At 66.5% G+C, this 15412-nt stretch carries 14 protein-coding genes and 1 pseudogene; 7 read left to right on the top strand and 8 right to left on the bottom strand.

Annotated features, from left to right (window positions below; genetic code table 11):
* Window positions 1-19 precede the first annotated feature (19 nt).
* Window positions 20-193, bottom strand: a complete 174-nt coding sequence (locus tag AC1DT6_RS34885) for a hypothetical protein (protein ID WP_441634201.1) — start codon at window positions 191-193, stop codon at window positions 20-22.
* Between AC1DT6_RS34885 and AC1DT6_RS34880 the strand changes: the two genes are divergently transcribed.
* Window positions 192-959 (top strand): response regulator transcription factor, encoded by a 768-nt coding sequence (locus AC1DT6_RS34880; protein ID WP_441634199.1) that lies wholly within the window; start codon window positions 192-194, stop codon window positions 957-959. The two genes, AC1DT6_RS34885 and AC1DT6_RS34880, sit on opposite strands and share 2 nt — an antisense overlap.
* A 56-nt stretch (window positions 960-1015) precedes the next feature.
* On the opposite strand, the gene AC1DT6_RS34875 is transcribed toward AC1DT6_RS34880, so the two are convergent.
* The 4 genes from AC1DT6_RS34875 to gabT form a co-directional block, all read right to left on the bottom strand.
* The gene (locus AC1DT6_RS34875) at window positions 1016-2515 is read right to left on the bottom strand and encodes an aldehyde dehydrogenase (protein ID WP_477115343.1); all 1500 of its coding nucleotides are present in this window, start codon (window positions 2513-2515) and stop codon (window positions 1016-1018) included.
* A 33-nt stretch (window positions 2516-2548) separates the two neighbouring features.
* Window positions 2549-3790, bottom strand: a complete 1242-nt coding sequence (locus tag AC1DT6_RS34870; protein WP_441634195.1) for a Zn-dependent hydrolase — start codon at window positions 3788-3790, stop codon at window positions 2549-2551.
* 27 nt (window positions 3791-3817) lie between these two features.
* Window positions 3818-5545: a thiamine pyrophosphate-binding protein gene (locus tag AC1DT6_RS34865; RefSeq protein WP_477115342.1), complete on the bottom strand. Its 1728-nt coding sequence runs from the start codon at window positions 5543-5545 to the stop codon at window positions 3818-3820.
* A 91-nt stretch (window positions 5546-5636) separates the two neighbouring features.
* Window positions 5637-6899 (bottom strand): 4-aminobutyrate--2-oxoglutarate transaminase, encoded by a 1263-nt coding sequence (gene gabT, locus AC1DT6_RS34860; protein ID WP_441634191.1) that lies wholly within the window; start codon window positions 6897-6899, stop codon window positions 5637-5639.
* 478 nt (window positions 6900-7377) lie between these two features.
* Between gabT and AC1DT6_RS34855 the strand changes: the two genes are divergently transcribed.
* The 4 genes from AC1DT6_RS34855 (at window position 7378) to AC1DT6_RS34840 (ending at window position 11555) form a co-directional block, all read left to right on the top strand.
* The gene (locus tag AC1DT6_RS34855) at window positions 7378-8151 is read left to right on the top strand and encodes a FadR/GntR family transcriptional regulator (protein ID WP_045242741.1); all 774 of its coding nucleotides are present in this window, start codon (window positions 7378-7380) and stop codon (window positions 8149-8151) included.
* A gap of 354 nt (window positions 8152-8505) precedes the next feature.
* Entirely contained in the window at window positions 8506-9858 is a 1353-nt protein-coding gene (locus AC1DT6_RS34850; RefSeq protein WP_441634189.1) for an MFS transporter, read from the top strand.
* A 97-nt stretch (window positions 9859-9955) separates the two neighbouring features.
* On the top strand, window positions 9956-10624 hold the full coding sequence (locus AC1DT6_RS34845; RefSeq protein WP_441634187.1) for an RraA family protein: 669 nt from the start codon (window positions 9956-9958) through the stop codon (window positions 10622-10624).
* A gap of 67 nt (window positions 10625-10691) precedes the next feature.
* Window positions 10692-11555 (top strand): HpcH/HpaI aldolase/citrate lyase family protein, encoded by an 864-nt coding sequence (locus AC1DT6_RS34840; RefSeq protein ID WP_441634185.1) that lies wholly within the window; start codon window positions 10692-10694, stop codon window positions 11553-11555.
* Window positions 11556-11610: 55 nt separating this feature from the next.
* Here AC1DT6_RS34840 and AC1DT6_RS34835 read toward each other — a convergent pair whose 3' ends face one another.
* Complete coding sequence (locus tag AC1DT6_RS34835) at window positions 11611-12609, bottom strand: LysR family transcriptional regulator (RefSeq protein ID WP_441634183.1); 999 nt, start codon at window positions 12607-12609, stop codon at window positions 11611-11613.
* A gap of 125 nt (window positions 12610-12734) precedes the next feature.
* Here AC1DT6_RS34835 and AC1DT6_RS34830 point away from each other — a divergent pair, with 125 nt between their 5' ends.
* Both AC1DT6_RS34830 and AC1DT6_RS34825 read left to right on the top strand, forming a co-directional pair.
* Window positions 12735-13361 (top strand): HAD family hydrolase, encoded by a 627-nt coding sequence (locus AC1DT6_RS34830; protein WP_441634181.1) that lies wholly within the window; start codon window positions 12735-12737, stop codon window positions 13359-13361.
* A 52-nt stretch (window positions 13362-13413) separates the two neighbouring features.
* On the top strand, window positions 13414-14724 hold the full coding sequence (locus tag AC1DT6_RS34825) for an NAD(P)/FAD-dependent oxidoreductase (RefSeq protein ID WP_441634179.1): 1311 nt from the start codon (window positions 13414-13416) through the stop codon (window positions 14722-14724).
* Here the strand turns inward: AC1DT6_RS34825 and AC1DT6_RS34820 are convergent.
* Together AC1DT6_RS34820 and AC1DT6_RS34815 are read right to left on the bottom strand one after the other, a co-directional pair.
* Entirely contained in the window at window positions 14619-15089 is a 471-nt protein-coding gene (locus AC1DT6_RS34820; protein WP_441634232.1) for a hotdog fold thioesterase, read from the bottom strand. The two genes, AC1DT6_RS34825 and AC1DT6_RS34820, sit on opposite strands and share 106 nt — an antisense overlap.
* A 153-nt stretch (window positions 15090-15242) precedes the next feature.
* A pseudogene (locus AC1DT6_RS34815) lies at window positions 15243-15412 on the bottom strand (ABC transporter ATP-binding protein); the annotation flags it as partial.

Raw genomic sequence — 15412 nt, 5'->3', positions numbered from 1 at the left:
CCCGGAACAAGAAAAAACATCAAATATCCGGGCGGGCGTCCATGACGCCGAACCACCCTGGCGGCACAGCCAGGATGGGGGTCGAAATCCGAAGGTGGTGGGTGCTGCCATAGCGCTGGTCCGCGCTGGCGGCGCCGCGCCATGCCTGCGGGTTCAGCCTGCTCCATTGCATCTGTACGGGGAGGTAAGGCATGAACGCGCTGCTCGTCGAAAGCCATCCGTTGCTCCGCATCGCCATGCTCACGCTGTTGCAGCGTGTTGCGGGCATCGATCATGTCCTTGCCATCGACCCCACGGAATTCCCCGCCGCTTGTCATGCCGGAGGCGACGTTGACCTGATTGTCTTCGGCATGCCCGGCAATCCGGACACGGGCTGGCAGTGGCTCGGCATGGTACGCAGGATATGGCCGGCACCGCGCTTGCTGTTGCTATCCGATACCGTTCCCCTGGAATTGCCCCAGGGCGGGATCACGACGGGTTTTTGCGGCTGTCTCGCGAAATCGGCGCCGCTCGACGTGATCGAGTCGGCTGTGCGGCGCATCGCCACCGGTCATGCGAGGCATTCCGGCATTGGCCAGCTGCCACTGTTCCCGGCCCTGCCCGCGGCGAAGCAGGCATCGCAACCCGCCGTTGGCAGTGAACGGCCCGGTGCAGAGGCCATGATGCTGGGACTGACCCAGCGCCAGTACGATGTGCTGGTATTGATTGCCCGGGGCCATGCGTTCAAGACCGTGGGCCGCTTGCTGAATATCTCCGTGCCCACCGTCAAGACCCACGCCCGCACCATCTACAAGCACCTGCAGGCGGGCGGGAAGGAAGAAGCCGTCTACAAGGCACGGGAGCGGGGCCTTAACCTGGCACGGGGGGCAGGCGGTGGCAGCACGCCGCGCGGTGGCGCAGCACCGCTGGCCCTGGCCGGCGGCAACGCCCCCACCATGCGGCAGGAGGACCTGATCTGAACCGGGCCTCGCACCCGGTCAGCGCGGGGGAAGCCTGCGGTACGCGCGCCGCCCTGTCATGCCAGGCTGATCCACGTCGTCTTCAGGTCCGTGTACTTGTCCAGTGCGTGCAATGACTTGTCTCGCCCCGAACCCGACTGCTTCACGCCGCCAAAGGGTACCGTCACGTCGCTGTCCATATAGCAGTTGACCCATACCAGCCCTGCCTGCAGCTTGCGCGAGACCCGGTGGGCACGGGAGAGACTGGATGTCCAGAGCCCCGAGCCAAGTCCATAGGGGGAATCGTTAGCCATGCGGATGGCCTCCTCCTCCGTATCGAAGCGGGTCACCGCCAGCACCGGGCCGAAGATCTCTTCCCGCACGATGGTCAGCGACTGCGTCTGGCATTCGAAGATGGTCGGCTGCATGTAAAAGCCGCCGCTGTCCGAATGCGCGCGCTTGCCGCCGGCAAGCAGCCTTGCGCCTTCGTCCTCGCCGCTCCGCACGTAGGACATCACCCGCTGCAATTGCRCGCCGTCGACGATGGCGCCCATGGCGGACGCCGGATCCAGCGGGTCGCCCGGCTGCATCCGCGCGGCGTGCGCTTCCAGCTTTTCCAGGAACGCATCGTAGACGCCGCTCTGCACATAGAGACGCGAGCCGGCGATGCAGATCTCGCCCTGGTTGCTGAAGATGCCGATGGCCGCCGCCTGCGCGGCGCGGTCCAGGTCCGGGCAGTCGTCGAAGACGATGTGCGGGGACTTGCCGCCGCACTCCAGCCAGACGCGCTTGAGGTTCGACTGGCCGGAATATTCCATGAAGCGCTTGCCCGTCGCGGTGGACCCGGTGAAGGCGATGCAGTCCACGTCCGGATGGCGGCCCAGCGCCTGGCCCGCGGCGGCGCCAAGTCCCGGCACCACGTTGAAGACACCCGCCGGAATGCCGGCCTCCTCGGCGAGCTCCGCCAGCCGCAGCGCGGTAAGCGGGGACTGCTCCGCCGGCTTCAGCACCACGCTGTTGCCCGCGGCCAGCGCGGGCGCCACCTTCCAGCTGGCCATCAGCAGCGGATAGTTCCAGGGAACCACCGCCGCGACCACGCCGAGCGGTTCGCGCGTGATGGTGGCCAGTACGCCGGGCGCCGTCGGCGCGATCTCGTCATAGATCTTGTCGATGGCTTCGCCGTACCACGCGTAAGTGCGCCCGGCTTCGGGAATATCGTATTGCAGCGTTTCGGCGATGGGCTTGCCCATGTCCAGCGTTTCCAGCAACGCCAGCTCTTCGCGATGCGCGTCGATCAGGTGCGACAGCCTGAGCAGCACGGCCTTGCGGGCGCTGCGCGGCAGGTCCGACCACACGCCTGACTGGAAAGCCTTGCGCGCCGCGGCCACGGCACGGTCCACGTCTTCGGCACCGCAAGCCGCGACGCTGGCCAGCACCTTGCCGGTGGCGGGGTTGATGGTCTCGAAGGTGGCGCCGTCGACGGCGTCGGCCCAGCGGCCACCGATATAGGCCTGTGTACGGATGGGCACCGTTTCCGCCTGCTTGCGCCAGTAGGCGAGATCTCGCAAATCGCTCATCATGCGTTCCTGTATTCGTTGTGTCCGGGCCGCTCAGGCGTTCGCCTGCGCCACCATCGCGCCCAGCAGCACATTGGCCCCTGCTTCCAGGTGCTCTGGCTTGGCGTCTTCGATTTCGTTGTGACTGATGCCGTCCTTGCAGGGCACGAAGATCATCGCTGTCGGCGCGATGCCGGCGATATAGACGGCATCGTGGCCGGCGCCCGTCACGATGTCCTGGTGGGTATAGCCCCTCGCGGCGGCTTCCTGGCGCACGTGGCCAATCAGTTCGGGGGCGAACGGCGTCGGCGCGAAGTACTGCACGTCCTCCACCGCCACATCCAGTGCCGCGCCGGTGGTGCTGCCATCCGCCACGGCCGCGCAGGCCGCGCGAAAGCGGGCATCCATTTCCGCAAGCCGCGCCGGATCGAGGTGGCGCAGATCCACCGTGAACTTCACCGCGCCGGGGATGACATTGCGCGACGACGGATGCACATTGACCACGCCCACCGTACCGCGCCCGTGCGGCGCGAAATCGTTGGCGATCCGGATCACGGCCTGCATCAGGAACGTGGCGCCATAGAGCGCATCCTTGCGCAGCGGCATCGGCGTGGGGCCGGCATGCGCCTCCATGCCGGTCACGGTGACGTCGTACCAGCGCAAACCCAGCGACCCGGTCACGACGCCGATCACCTTGTCTTCGGCTTCCAGCACCGGCCCCTGTTCGATATGGGCCTCGAAATACGCGCCTACCTCGCGGCCCACCTCGGTGTCGCCGGCGTAGCCGATGGCCGCCAGTTCATCCGCCACGCGCTTGCCCGCCACGTCCGTGGCCGATAGCGCGGTCTCCAGCGGGAAGACGCCGGCGAACACGCCGGAGCCCATCATCACCGGGACAAAGCGCGAGCCCTCCTCGTTGGTCCAGATGGCGACTTCCAGCGGCGCCTCGGTGGTGATGCCGTGGTCGTTCAGCGTGCGCATGACTTCCAGCCCCGCCAGCACGCCATAGCAGCCGTCGAACTTGCCGCCGGTGGGTTGCGTGTCGATATGGCTGCCCGTCATGACCGGCGCGAGGCCGTTGTTGCGCCCTGCCCGGCGGCCAAAGATATTGCCGAGCTTGTCCACCGTCACGCTCAGGCCGGCGTCGCGCATCCATCCGGTCACGAGGTCGCGGCCTTGTCCGTCCAGCGCCGTCAGCGCCAGGCGCGCGTTGCCGCCCTTGGGCGTGGCACCGATCGCGGCGAGATCCATCAGCGACTTCCACAGCCGGTCGCCATTGATTGCGAGTGTCGTCATCTCTTATCTCCTTGCGCCGTCGTGGCTTTACTTGGCCTCGGCCTGCCGGGCGAAGGCTTCCGACCGGATCTGCGACAAGGTCATGCCCGGCGCGATGCCATCGGCGTCATAGCGCAGTTCGAGCAAGGCGGGCAGCTGCTGGCTGTTGGCGAATGCCAGCGCGCGTGCAAAGGCGGGGCCGAACTCGGCGTCGCTGGCGACAACCTCGCCGTAGCCGCGATAGGCGCGGATCAGTTCGCTGAATTCCGGATTATCGAAACCAAGCGCCACGGTGCGGCCCGGAAACTCGCGCTCCTGGTGGGCGCGGATGGTGCCCCAGATGCCGTTGTTGAACACCAGCACCACAATGCCCGCCCGGTACTGCATGGCGACGCCCAGTTCCTGCAGGTTCATCTGGAAGCAGCCATCGCCCGCATAGCAGATCACGGTGCGTTGGGGATTCTCCAGCTTGGCGGCGATGGCGGCGGGCAGGCCGTAGCCCATCGACCCCACCGTCGGCGCCAGGCTCGTGCCGACGCCCTTGAAGCGGTAGTAGGCGTGCGGGTACAAGGCGTAGTTGCCGGCGCCGACGGTGATGCAGGTGTCCTCGGGCACGTTGTCGCGAACGTGGCAGGCCGCCACATTGAGGTTGAGCGCGCCGGGCGCTGCCTTGGGCTCCTGTTCGGACAGATAGACCCGATGGGCTTCATGGCCGGCGTTGCGCGCGCCACGGGGGCTAGATGGCGCAAGCGCGCTGACCGCGGCGGCGAACGAAACGACATCGGCGGCGATCGGCAGCGTGGGATGGAACACGCGCCCGAGTTCGTTCGCGTCGGGGTACACATGGACCAGGCGCTGTTTCGGCAGCGGGCTTTCCACAACCGTATAGCCCTCGCTGGTTGCCTCGCCCATGCGCGTGCCCACGGCGATCAGCAGGTCGCTTTCCTGCACGCGCTTGCGCAGGGAGTCGGGCATGGCCCAACCCACATGCCCGGCAAAATTGGGATGATGGTTATCGAAACATTCCAGGCGCCGCCAGGCCACCCCGACCGGCAGCGCGAAGCGCTCAGCAAAGCCTTCCAGCTGCCGGGATGCGGCCGGCGTCCAGCCGGAGCCGCCTACCAGCAGGAACGGGCGCTCGGCCTGCTCCAGCATCTGCGCGAGCGAGGCCATGGCGTCGGGGGTCGGCGCGCTATGCGCACGGCGATAGCGCGGCACATCGGCCACGCTGGCCTTGCCCCACAGCGTGTCCTCGGGCAGGGCCAGCACGACCGGGCCGGGCCGGCCGCTGGTCGCCACCGCGAAGGCGCGCGCAATGAATTCAGGAATGCGCTCGGTGCGGTCGATCTGCGCCACCCATTTGGTCATCTGGCCGAACATGCGGCGGTAGTCGATCTCCTGGAACGCTTCGCGCTCGTAGAAGTCGTTGCCGACCTGGCCGACGAACAGGATCATGGGCGTGGAGTCCTGGTAGGCGGTATGCACGGCGATGCTGGCATTGGTCGCGCCGGGCCCGCGCGTGACGAAGCAGATGCCGGGCTCGCCGGTCAGCTTGCCGTGCGCTTCCGCCATGTAGCCGGCCCCGCTCTCCTGCCGGCAGACGATGGGCTGGATCTTGTCCTGGTGGTCATACAGCGCATCGATGCAAGGCAGGTAGCTCTCGCCCGGCACCAGGAAGACGCGCTTCACGCCCTGGATAATCAGTTGGTCGATCAGGATCTGGCCGCCGTTGCGCTCTGACAGCGCCGGCAAGGCACGGGGCGAGGGATGATTCATGTCGTGGGTTCCGTTGCGCGATTGCCGCGGCACTACCGCGGCAATCCTTCATTTGCTTGAATTCGATGTCGACTGGCTTGCTGCCTGGCGGTCACTGCAGCAGCGCGGCTTCCAGGATGCCCAGGCCCTCGTCCATCACGGCGTCCTGGATGGTCAGGGGGAACAGGAAGCGAATGACATTGCCATGCACGCCGCAGGTGAGCAGCAGCAGGCCTTTCTCCAGGGCGTGGTCCTGCACTTGCCGTGTGAACTCCGGGTTTGGGCTGCCATCCGCCTTGCGGAACTCCACGGCGATCATCGCGCCAAGTCCCCGGACTTCGCCGATCGCCGTCACGCGCGACTTCAGGCCTTCGAGCTTGTCCTGTAGCCGGCGGCCCAGCGCCGCGCCTCGCTCGATCAGCTTCTCGCTCTCCAGCACGTCCAGTACCGCCAGCGCCGACGCCACCGCCAGCGGATTGCCGGCATAGGTGCCACCCAGGCCGCCGGGGGCTGGTGCATCCATGATCTCGGCCCGCCCGCACACGGCCGACAGCGGCATGCCGCCCGCCAGGCTCTTGGCCATGGTGGTCAGGTCCGGCGCCGCGTCATAGTGCTCCATGGCGAAGAGCTTGCCGGTGCGGCCGAATCCGGTCTGCACTTCGTCGGCGATCAGCAGGATGCCGTGCTCGTCGCAGATGCCGCGCAGCGCGCGCACGAATTCCGCGGGCGCTACGTTGAAGCCGCCCTCCCCCTGGACCGGTTCGAAGATGATGGCGGCAACGCGCCTCGGATCGATATCCGTCTTGAACAGCTGCTGCAGCGCGTTGATCGACTCCTGCACGCTCACGCCATGCAGGGCATTCGGATATGGGGCGTGGAACACATCGGCCGGGAACGGGCCGAATCCCACCTTGTACGGCACGACCTTGCCGGTCAGGGCCATGCCCATCATGGTGCGCCCGTGGAAGCCGCCCGCGAAGGCGATCACGCCGGGGCGCCCGGTGGCGGCACGCGCGATCTTGATGGCGTTCTCCACCGCTTCGGCGCCGGTGGTAAAGAAGGCGGTCTTCTTGGCGAAGGCGCCGGGCGCGCGGGCATTGATCTTCTCGGCCAGCTCGATGTAGCTGGCGTAAGGCACGATCTGGTAGGCCGTGTGGGTGAAGCGCTCCATCTGCGCCTGCATGGCTTGCATCAGGCGCGGGTGACGGTGACCGGTATTGAGCACGGCAATGCCGGCCGCGAAGTCGATATAACGATGGCCTTCGACATCCCACAACTCCGCGTTCTCGGCGCGCTCGGCGTAGAAATTGCACATCACGCCGACGCCACGGGGCGTGGCGGCATCCTTGCGGCGTACCAGGTCTGCGTTCTTCATTGCGTCCTCCTTTGGATTTACTTGTGCGGCGGGGTCCTGACCCCTTTCCGCCGTGTCTCGTGCGCTCCCCGGATCGCTTTCTTACATGGCGATCATTGGGCATCAACTGGTGGCCGGACCAATTCTATGATTCATGCCAGAAAAATGCCAAGCAATTTCGATTATTTGACTGGTGGTCCGGCCACTAGTAGCGAATAGCTTACGTTTTTCACAAGACATTTCGCGGATAAGCGTCGTATAAGATACTTATCATCAGGAGACTGGAGCCTGACGGCAGCCCGAACGGCGCCGGCGGACCGAGACCCCGCTTTTCGCCAGGCCGATATGCAAGCGCCTCATACGCTACTATATTGGCCGGACCACTGCCCACGGTTATCCGCAGACAGAGCGAAACCCGCCTACACCCTTGAATTGAGAGCCTGTTTTGCGGTATTGATCTGACCACCAGTCAATTTGCAATTTGCAGCGGCGCCTACCCATGTCATCTCTTCAAGCAGTTACAGCGCAGCGCCTCTACCGCCTGATCGCGGACCAGATCGCTAAGAAAATCAGCGCCGGGGAATTCGCGCCGGGCGAGCGCCTGCCGGCCGAGCGCGAACTTGCCGAGCAGCTCAACGTGGCGCGCTCGACGTTGCGCGAGGCGTTGATTGCCCTTGAGATCGGCGGCTACATCGAGGTGCGCGTCGGCAGCGGCGTCTTCGTGCTGGAGCCCAAGGAGAACGGGATTGCCGCAGCCAATGGCGCCGAGCCCGGCATCGGAACCGCTATCGAAACCGATCTTGAAGCCGATATCGACCGCCGCCTTGGCGCGGCCCTGGAAGCCAGCCCGTTCGAACTGCTCGAGACGCGCACGCTGTTCGAGCCGGAATGCGCTGCCCTGGCGGCCCAGCACGGGACGCCGGAGCAGATCGCCGCCATCGAAGAGGCCCACCGGGGCATGAATCCCGACCAGTCGCCGGAAGCCGGAGATTTCGCCCATGACCGGGCCTTCCATGAGGCCATTGCCGCGGCCTGTGGAAATGCGGCGCTTGCGTCGGTGGTCGCCCATGTCTGGGACTTGTGCGAGGCCAGCCCCGTGTACAAGCGCCTTGACAAGCACTTTGTGGGCGCGTCGGCCTGGCGCGCTGCGGTAGGCGAGCACGATCGCATCGTGACAGCCATCGTGGCCCGGGACCCGATCCGGGCGCGCCACGCCATGTCCTTCCACTTGCTGGCAATTGTCTCCCGCCTGTCAGAGGAAATCGCCGAGTAGATCACCCGGCGGGCCGGGTCCCGGCTCCCGCCTCCCCGCCCACATCGCCGGCTGCCATCGCGCATCCGCACACAACTGGTGCAAACCGGTTCCCGCCCCCGCTTCGTCAGCGGCAGTGGCACGCACCATTCCCACGCATCGACCCGGACATGACGTGCCGCATTCGCATCTTTCCGCTGGCACGCGGCTTGCGTGAATGAGAAAGAACGTAGCCTTTTGCCATAATTGGCCTGACCACCAGAACACCAGACCTAGAACAACTACCTATTACACTGCCATTCGGGCTCGCCTACGATATATTGGCCTGACCACCAGAACACAGATGCACTACGCCTCGCCATCCAGGAACGCCTCATGAACACTGACCACGCCTCCACTACCCAGCCGGAAACCGGTCATCCTCCTCGCAACATGAAGAAGATCGCCGCCGCCAGCGTCATCGGCACAACAGTCGAATGGTATGACCTGTTCATCTTCGCCACGGCTTCGGCCCTGGTCTTCAACAAGGTCTTCTTCCCCGCCTTCGATCCCCTGACCGGGACCTTGCTCGCCTTCGGCACCTTTGCATCGGCCTATGTCGCCCGCATGGTCGGCGCCGCGCTGTTCGGGCATTTCGGCGACAAGGTCGGCCGCAAGTCCATGCTGCTGGTATCGCTCATCATGATGGGCTCGGCCACGTTCGCCATCGGCCTGCTGCCCGACTACCGCTCGATCGGCATCTGGGCGCCCATCCTGCTGCTGACGCTGCGCGTCATCCAGGGGCTTGCGCTAGGCGGCGAATGGGGCGGCGCTGTACTGATGGCGGTGGAACATGCACCGGCCAACCGGCGCGGCCTCTACGGCTCGTGGGTGCAGATCGGCGTTCCCGCGGGCACGCTCATCGCCAACCTGGCATTCCTGCTCAGCAATGCGGTGATGTCCAATGAGGCGCTGCTGTCCTGGGGCTGGCGCATTCCGTTCCTGGCCAGCGTATTGCTGGTCGGCGTGGGCATGTATATTCGCCTGAACACGTCGGAAACGCCGTCGTTCAGCAAGGTCAAGGCCAGTGCCGCGCAGGTCAAGATTCCCCTGGCGGAAGTGCTGACCAAATCCTGGAAGCAGGTCCTGCTGGGCGGCATCGCGACGATGTCGACCGGCACTGCCTTCAACCTGATCGTGGCGTTCGGCCTGACCTACGGCACCCAGACGCTGGGCTTCTCGCGCAACCAGATGCTGTCGATCGCGCTGATCGCCTGCGCGCTGTGCGTGGTGCTGCTGCCGCTGTTCGGGCTGCTGTCCGACAAGATCGGCCGCAAGCCGGTGATCATCGGCGGGATCCTTGCCGAGGCGCTGCTCGCCTTCCCGCTGTTCTGGCTGCTCGACACCAAGGTGTTTGCCTTTGCCCTGCTCGGCTACCTGCTGATGATGAGCGCCTTCGCGGCAAACTACGGTCCCATCGCCACCTTCCTGGCCGAGCTGTTCGGCACCAAGGTGCGCTACTCGGGCCTGTCGATCAGCTACATGCTGTCCGGGCTGCTGGGCAGCGCGGCCACGCCGATCATCACGACCGCGCTGCTGTCCGCCACGGGCCGCGGTTCGTCGGTGGCCTGGTACATGATCGGGTCCGCGCTGATTTCCGCCGTTGCGCTGTTGCTGCTGGCAGAAACCCTGCGCAAGGATGCGCCGGCGGCAAGCGCCGCGGGCAACGCCACGGCTTCGCTGTCCTGAGCCGCGGATACCGCGCCACTGCCAGATCGTCGTCCCGGGTTGCGGCCTTGATGCCTGCTGCCGGCCCGGGACGACGTCGTCATACCTGATACCGATCATGCAAACGAACATCGACCCCACCCTGCTGAGCCAGCTGGAACGCGTGAGTTTCCCCACGCTCGGGCACTTTCTCGAGGACGGCTTCGCCAGCCACGGCATTCGCGCGCTCGTCCCCAACGTCAAGGTGGCCGGCCGCGCCGTCACGCTGCGGCTGGCCACGCCCAACGCCATTGCGGTGAACCGCGCGCTGGCCTGCCTCACCGCCGGCGATGTGCTGGTCATCGATGCCTGCGGTGACCACGCCCACGCGCCTGTCGGCGCCGTCACCGGCACCGCTGCCTTGTGCGCGGGCGCAAAAGGGATCATCGTCGACGGCGTGGTCACGGACATCCTGGAACTGCGCGCCATGGGGATACCGGTGTTTGCACGCGGCACCAGCGTCCTCACCACCAAACGGATCGACGAAGGCGGCAGCGCCGTCAACGAGCCGGTGATCTGCGGCGGCGTCACCGTCAATCCGGGGGACATCGTGCTGGCCGACGACAACGGCGTGCTGTTCCTGTCGGCGGATGCCGCGGCTGGCGTCATTGCCCGGGCGCTGGCTTCCGACGAGGCCGAGCCGGCCATCCTCGCCCGCCTGCAAGCGGGCGAGCCGGTTGCCTCGGTGCTGTTCCAGGGCGCCGGACGCCAGCCGGATCGATTGCCTTGCCTCACTGGCCCCCTATGAGAGATATGCGATGAACACGCAGCCCCGACACGCCTCAAGACGCCCGCCAGCGCTCCGGCGCAGCTGGATGTTCGCGCCAGGACTGGACACCGTCCGCCAGCAGGCGGCGCTTGAAAGCGGCCCGGATGTCATCGTCGCCGACCTGGAAGAGTTCACCAGTCCCGCAGACCGCCCCGCCGCGCGCGCGCGGATTGTCACGCTGATGGCTGAATGCCGGGCGCGCGGCATTGTCGGCGCCGTGCGCATCAACAAGCTGGATGGCGACGGACTGGACGATCTTCGCGGCGTCATGCCGGGCGCGCCCGCGGCCATCTTCCTGCCGCACACCGAAACGGCCGCGCAAATCCAGGCGCTCGACCAGCAAATCACCGCGCTGGAGCGCGAGTTCGGCCTGGCGCCCCGGCAAACCGAAATCGTGCCGACGCTGGAGTCCGCGCGCGGCATCGTCGCCACCGCCGCCATCCTGTCGGCCAGTACGCGCGTCAGTGCCTGCCTGCTGGCGGCCGAAGACCTGAGCGCGGATCTGGACGCGGTGCGCGGGCCGGATGGCATCGAGCTGCACCCTGTGCGCGCGCGCTTCCTGGTCGAATGCATCGCGGCGGGCTGCGTGCCGGTCGACTGCCCGTTCAATTACCAGGACGCAACGGCGCTGGCGGCCGACCTGGCCTGGGCACGCCGGATCGGACTGAAAGCGAAATGCACGGTGTATCCGCATCAGGTCGCCGCCATCCACGCGGCCTTCACGCCCTCCGCGCAGCAGGTCGCGCAAGCGCAGGACATGATCGGCAGATACGAGGCGGCCCGTGACGGCAAACCCGCCGGAGGCACGCGGGTGGATCCGCCGGACTACAACACCGCGCGCAGGCTGCTGGCGCGCGATGCCAGGTTCCGGGAATGGGCGCAGGCCAGCGGCGATACGGCCCTCAGCTAGAACCGGACGGCCGGGCAACCGGGGACGAACGCCTCCCAGCGATCCGGCCTCGTCTTCATGAATGCTCCGCCGCGTCGGGCTTTGCCTTGCGCAAACGCCGCGCACGGGCATGCAGCCGGCGCAATATCACGTCGAAGGACTCCAGCTGCCGGTTGATTTCCGCCTGGCCCTGCTCCACCAGATAGGCACGGAAGGCCACCGCCACGCGCGGCAGGCGCACGCCCGGCAAGTTCAGCACGTACCAGTCGCGCTCGATGGGATTGCCCTGCAGCGGCAGCAGCCCGATCAGCCCGGCCTGGAACTCCAGGGTGCAGGCGTGCAGCGAGAGAAACGCCACGCCCAGCCCGGCGGACACCATCCGCTTGATCGCCGCGTTGCTGGACAGCTCGGAACCCAGCGGCAGCCGCAGGCCAGCCTCCCTGAACAGCCGCTCCACGGTATTGCGCGTGCCCGAGCCGCGCTCGCGCACCAGCAGGTTCGCCTCCACCAGGTCTTGCAGCGTCAGATGGCGGCGCGTCATCAATGGATGGTCCGGCGCCGCGATAAACGCCATGGGGTGCTTGGCGAACGACGTCGCCTGGGTGCGCATATCCGTGGGTGGCCGGCCAATGATGGCCAGATCGATCTCATGCATGGCCAGCATCCGGACAATCTCCTCGCGGTTGCCCACGTGAAGCTTGATCTTGACCTCCGGCCGGTCCGCCGTGAATGCCACCAGCATCGACGGCAGCAAATACTCCGCCGTCGTGATGGCACCGACCCGGAGCGTTCCCGCCAGGTTGCCCTTGAGCGCCGCGACTTCTTCGGTGGCATCGCGCCAGAGCCGCAGGATCTGCCCGGCGTAGCCCGCCATCACCTCGCCCGCCGGCGTGAGCTGCGTGCCCCTGCCCGCGCGCTGCACCAGTGGCGCCCCGATCGCTTCCTCCAGCAGCTTCAGTTGCAGCGACACCGTTGGCTGGGTGATATGCAGCTCCTCCGCCGCGCGGGAAACACCGCCCAGGCGGGCGATCGCATCGATGGCGTTCAGCTGGCGGAAGGTGGTGGTGCGATTCATAGTAGAAAACCTATCAGTCGGTTTTATAAACCAATTTTTCAATATGAAGGGCCTACCTTATAGTGCCTGGATCGGAAACGCAATCACCTCCGCGTGTCGCAACGCGGTGCTAATGGAGACGGAGAATGTCGCTTGAATTGCTGGTGCTTACCCTGGACGATGTGCTTATCCGGACTGACGAACTGCGCCGGGCCGGCATCGATCTGGCACCGCGGGAACGCGGCACTCTCCGCGCGCACGAAGACGCTTTCGTCACGGCTTGCGGCCAGCAGGCGATCCCCGTCCGCCCCCAGGCCCTGGCACTCATGCGCAGCGCCGAGTCAGGCGGTGCGCGCCTGGCGCTGGCCGCCCCGGTCTCGTCGCGCATGCTGTGCGCATTGCTCGATGGCGCCATCGGGCCGGACTGGACCGATCGCTTTGCCGTGGTCGCCACGGCGGACGCGCTATCCGCCCGCGAGACCGAGGCCGATCTCTACCGCCTGGTGCTGCGCACCGCCGAGGCGCCGGCGCACCGGGCCTTGCTGGTTGGCGCCACGCAAGGCAGCCTGCGCGCCGCAAGCGGCATCGGCATGCATACAGCCGCTGTACTGCCGCAGGGCAGCGATACGCCGCGCCATGCGGATGTATCGGTAACGCTTTCGGGCACAGCGCAGGCGGCCTGGCCGGACTTCCACGTACTGGAGTCGATCGTGGCCGGCCAGCATCGTGGCCACAGCGCAAGCCGCGCCATGGCCGAGCCTGTGACGAACTGATGCGCCCACCGTGGCGCCACCCACGCATCAGACACACATCGCGGAGGTTCCCATGAGAAGAATCGTTATCGTCGGCGGCGGCGCCGCGGGCCTGCAGGTGGCCACTCGCCTGGGCCGGCGCCTTGGCAGGCGCGGTCTCGCCGAGATCATCCTGATCGATCGCAGCCCCACGCATCTGTGGAAGCCTCTGCTCCATGAAGTGGCCGCGGGCCGGATCGAGCCCGTCGTTCACCATACTTCGTTCGCCTTGCAGGCCGAGCGCCATCATTTTCGCTTTGTGCAAGGCGAGCTGCTCGCGGCGGATCGCATCAACCGGACCGTCTCCGTGGCGATTGCCGGCACATGCCACGGCGAAGGCGACCAGGTCCGGTCCATTGCTTACGACAAGCTGGTTCTTGCCGTCGGCGGTGTCACCCAGTACTTTGGCGTGCCCGGTGCGCGCGAGCACGCCTTGACGCTGGACAGCGTCGCCAGCGCGGAACAGGTGCGGGACCGCGTGTTCACCGCCCTGCGCCGCAGGACTGCCCAGGCCGATGTCGAGCGGCAGGCATCGCCGGCAAAGGTCCGCGTGGCCATCGTCGGCGCAGGTGCGACCGGCGTGCAGCTCGCCGCGCAGTTGCGCCGGACCTCTAGCGTGCTGAATCGCTATGGCATACACCGGCTGGACCCGGTGACCGGCGTGGATATTTGCGTCATTGAAGCGTCCGCCGCGGTCGTCCCTGGCATGGGCGCCCGGCTCGCGGCGCGCGTCGGCGAGCAGCTTGCGCGCCTGCATATCGGCGTCCAATGCAGCGCACGGGTGACGTCCGTCAGCGAAAACGGCCTGACCATTGCCGGCCAGGCGCCGATGCAGGCGGATGTGGTGGTGTGGGCGGCCGGCATCACGGCGCCTGCCCTGCTGGGCACCTTCCAGCTTCCGGTGAATGCCAAAGGGCAGATTCGCGTGTTGCCGACACTGCAAAGCATCGATGACGAGCATATCTACGCCATCGGCGACTGCGCCAGCTGCCGGCCGCAGGACCTCGATGCGGAACTCCCGACCCGCGCGCAGGTTGCTTACCAGCAAGCGCTATATCTCTCGGAGGCCTTGCCACGGCGCCTGGCAGGCAAGCAGCCGCCGGGGTTCAGGTATCGCGACTATGGTTCCCTGGTCTCCCTGGCGGGCAGCAGTGCCATCGCCAACCTGAGCGCTACGCCAGGCAAGGACAACGGCTGGCATATCGAGGGCAGGCTCGCCGCCCTGCTCCACCATGCCGTCTATCGCCGGCACGTGCTCGACATCCACGGTTGGGGACGGGCGCTGGGGATGACGCTGGCGCAGGGTCTGGAGCGGCTGCTGGCGGCGGGGACGCGCTTGCATTGAGCGCACCCGGCGATCCCGCGCCGCCCCGTGCCCTGGGCAGGCCGTCGCGCTTGGTATTCAGACGGCCGCTCCAGTACCGCGGGCGTGACGCGTGACACGCAGGCCAGCTTGCGTTGCGCATCGTAGAAGCGGACGCTCCATACATGAGATCTCCGGCCGAGAGCCTCGGGCATCGCCACAGCCTCCACAAAGCCGGCGCTGACCGGCCTGACGTGGTTCGCATTGATCTCCTGCCCCACGCAGTGAAAGCGGTTGCGGTCCACCGCAAAGCTCCCGGCCCATGACGCCAGCGTTTCCGCGAGCACCACGGACGCGCCGCCATGCAGAACTCCTGCCGGCTGGAAGGTCCGGTGATCCACCGGCATGCGCGCCTTCACGTAGTCGGGCCCCAGTTCGGTCTGTTCGATTCCCAGCGCGGCATTCAATGTGCCGTGCGCCTTCTCATTTGCGTAGGTGGTCCAGTCGGGTACGGTCCAGATAGTCATTGGCAAACTCGTGTTGTCGGCATTTGCGTCGTCAGGCCACCTCCATCGCCATGTCCCCGTCTCGATCACATACCCATAGTCCGCCACCTGCAGCGCCGCGCGTGCGTTCTGCTCGATCAGCAGTGTCGCCACACCGGTCTTGCGCAGGTCGTTGATGATGTGGAAGATTTCCTTCACGATCAGCGGCGCCAGCCCGAGGCTTG

This window comes from Cupriavidus sp. 01L45, assembly GCF_056399885.1.
Note: the sequence above shows the minus strand (reverse complement) of the source record. Positions and strands in the feature narration are given on the sequence as shown.

What these genes read in the sequence shown, in the direction of transcription:
- AC1DT6_RS34825 (WP_441634179.1), top strand. Translation starts at nt 13,414, where the DNA reads ATGAGAAGAATCGTTATCGTCGGCGGCGGCGCCGCGGGCCTGCAGGTG.
- AC1DT6_RS34850 (WP_441634189.1), top strand. Translation starts at nt 8,506, where the DNA reads ATGAACACTGACCACGCCTCCACTACCCAGCCGGAAACCGGTCATCCT.
- AC1DT6_RS34840 (WP_441634185.1), top strand. Translation starts at nt 10,692, where the DNA reads ATGTTCGCGCCAGGACTGGACACCGTCCGCCAGCAGGCGGCGCTTGAA.
- AC1DT6_RS34880 (WP_441634199.1), top strand. Translation starts at nt 192, where the DNA reads ATGAACGCGCTGCTCGTCGAAAGCCATCCGTTGCTCCGCATCGCCATG.
- AC1DT6_RS34830 (WP_441634181.1), top strand. Translation starts at nt 12,735, where the DNA reads ATGTCGCTTGAATTGCTGGTGCTTACCCTGGACGATGTGCTTATCCGG.
- AC1DT6_RS34885 (WP_441634201.1), bottom strand. Translation starts at nt 193, where the DNA reads ATGCCTTACCTCCCCGTACAGATGCAATGGAGCAGGCTGAACCCGCAG.
- AC1DT6_RS34820 (WP_441634232.1), bottom strand. Translation starts at nt 15,089, where the DNA reads ATGCCGGTGGATCACCGGACCTTCCAGCCGGCAGGAGTTCTGCATGGC.
- AC1DT6_RS34865 (WP_477115342.1), bottom strand. Translation starts at nt 5,545, where the DNA reads ATGAATCATCCCTCGCCCCGTGCCTTGCCGGCGCTGTCAGAGCGCAAC.
- AC1DT6_RS34845 (WP_441634187.1), top strand. Translation starts at nt 9,956, where the DNA reads ATGCAAACGAACATCGACCCCACCCTGCTGAGCCAGCTGGAACGCGTG.
- AC1DT6_RS34870 (WP_441634195.1), bottom strand. Translation starts at nt 3,790, where the DNA reads ATGACGACACTCGCAATCAATGGCGACCGGCTGTGGAAGTCGCTGATG.
- AC1DT6_RS34835 (WP_441634183.1), bottom strand. Translation starts at nt 12,609, where the DNA reads ATGAATCGCACCACCACCTTCCGCCAGCTGAACGCCATCGATGCGATC.
- AC1DT6_RS34855 (WP_045242741.1), top strand. Translation starts at nt 7,378, where the DNA reads ATGTCATCTCTTCAAGCAGTTACAGCGCAGCGCCTCTACCGCCTGATC.
- gabT (WP_441634191.1), bottom strand. Translation starts at nt 6,899, where the DNA reads ATGAAGAACGCAGACCTGGTACGCCGCAAGGATGCCGCCACGCCCCGT.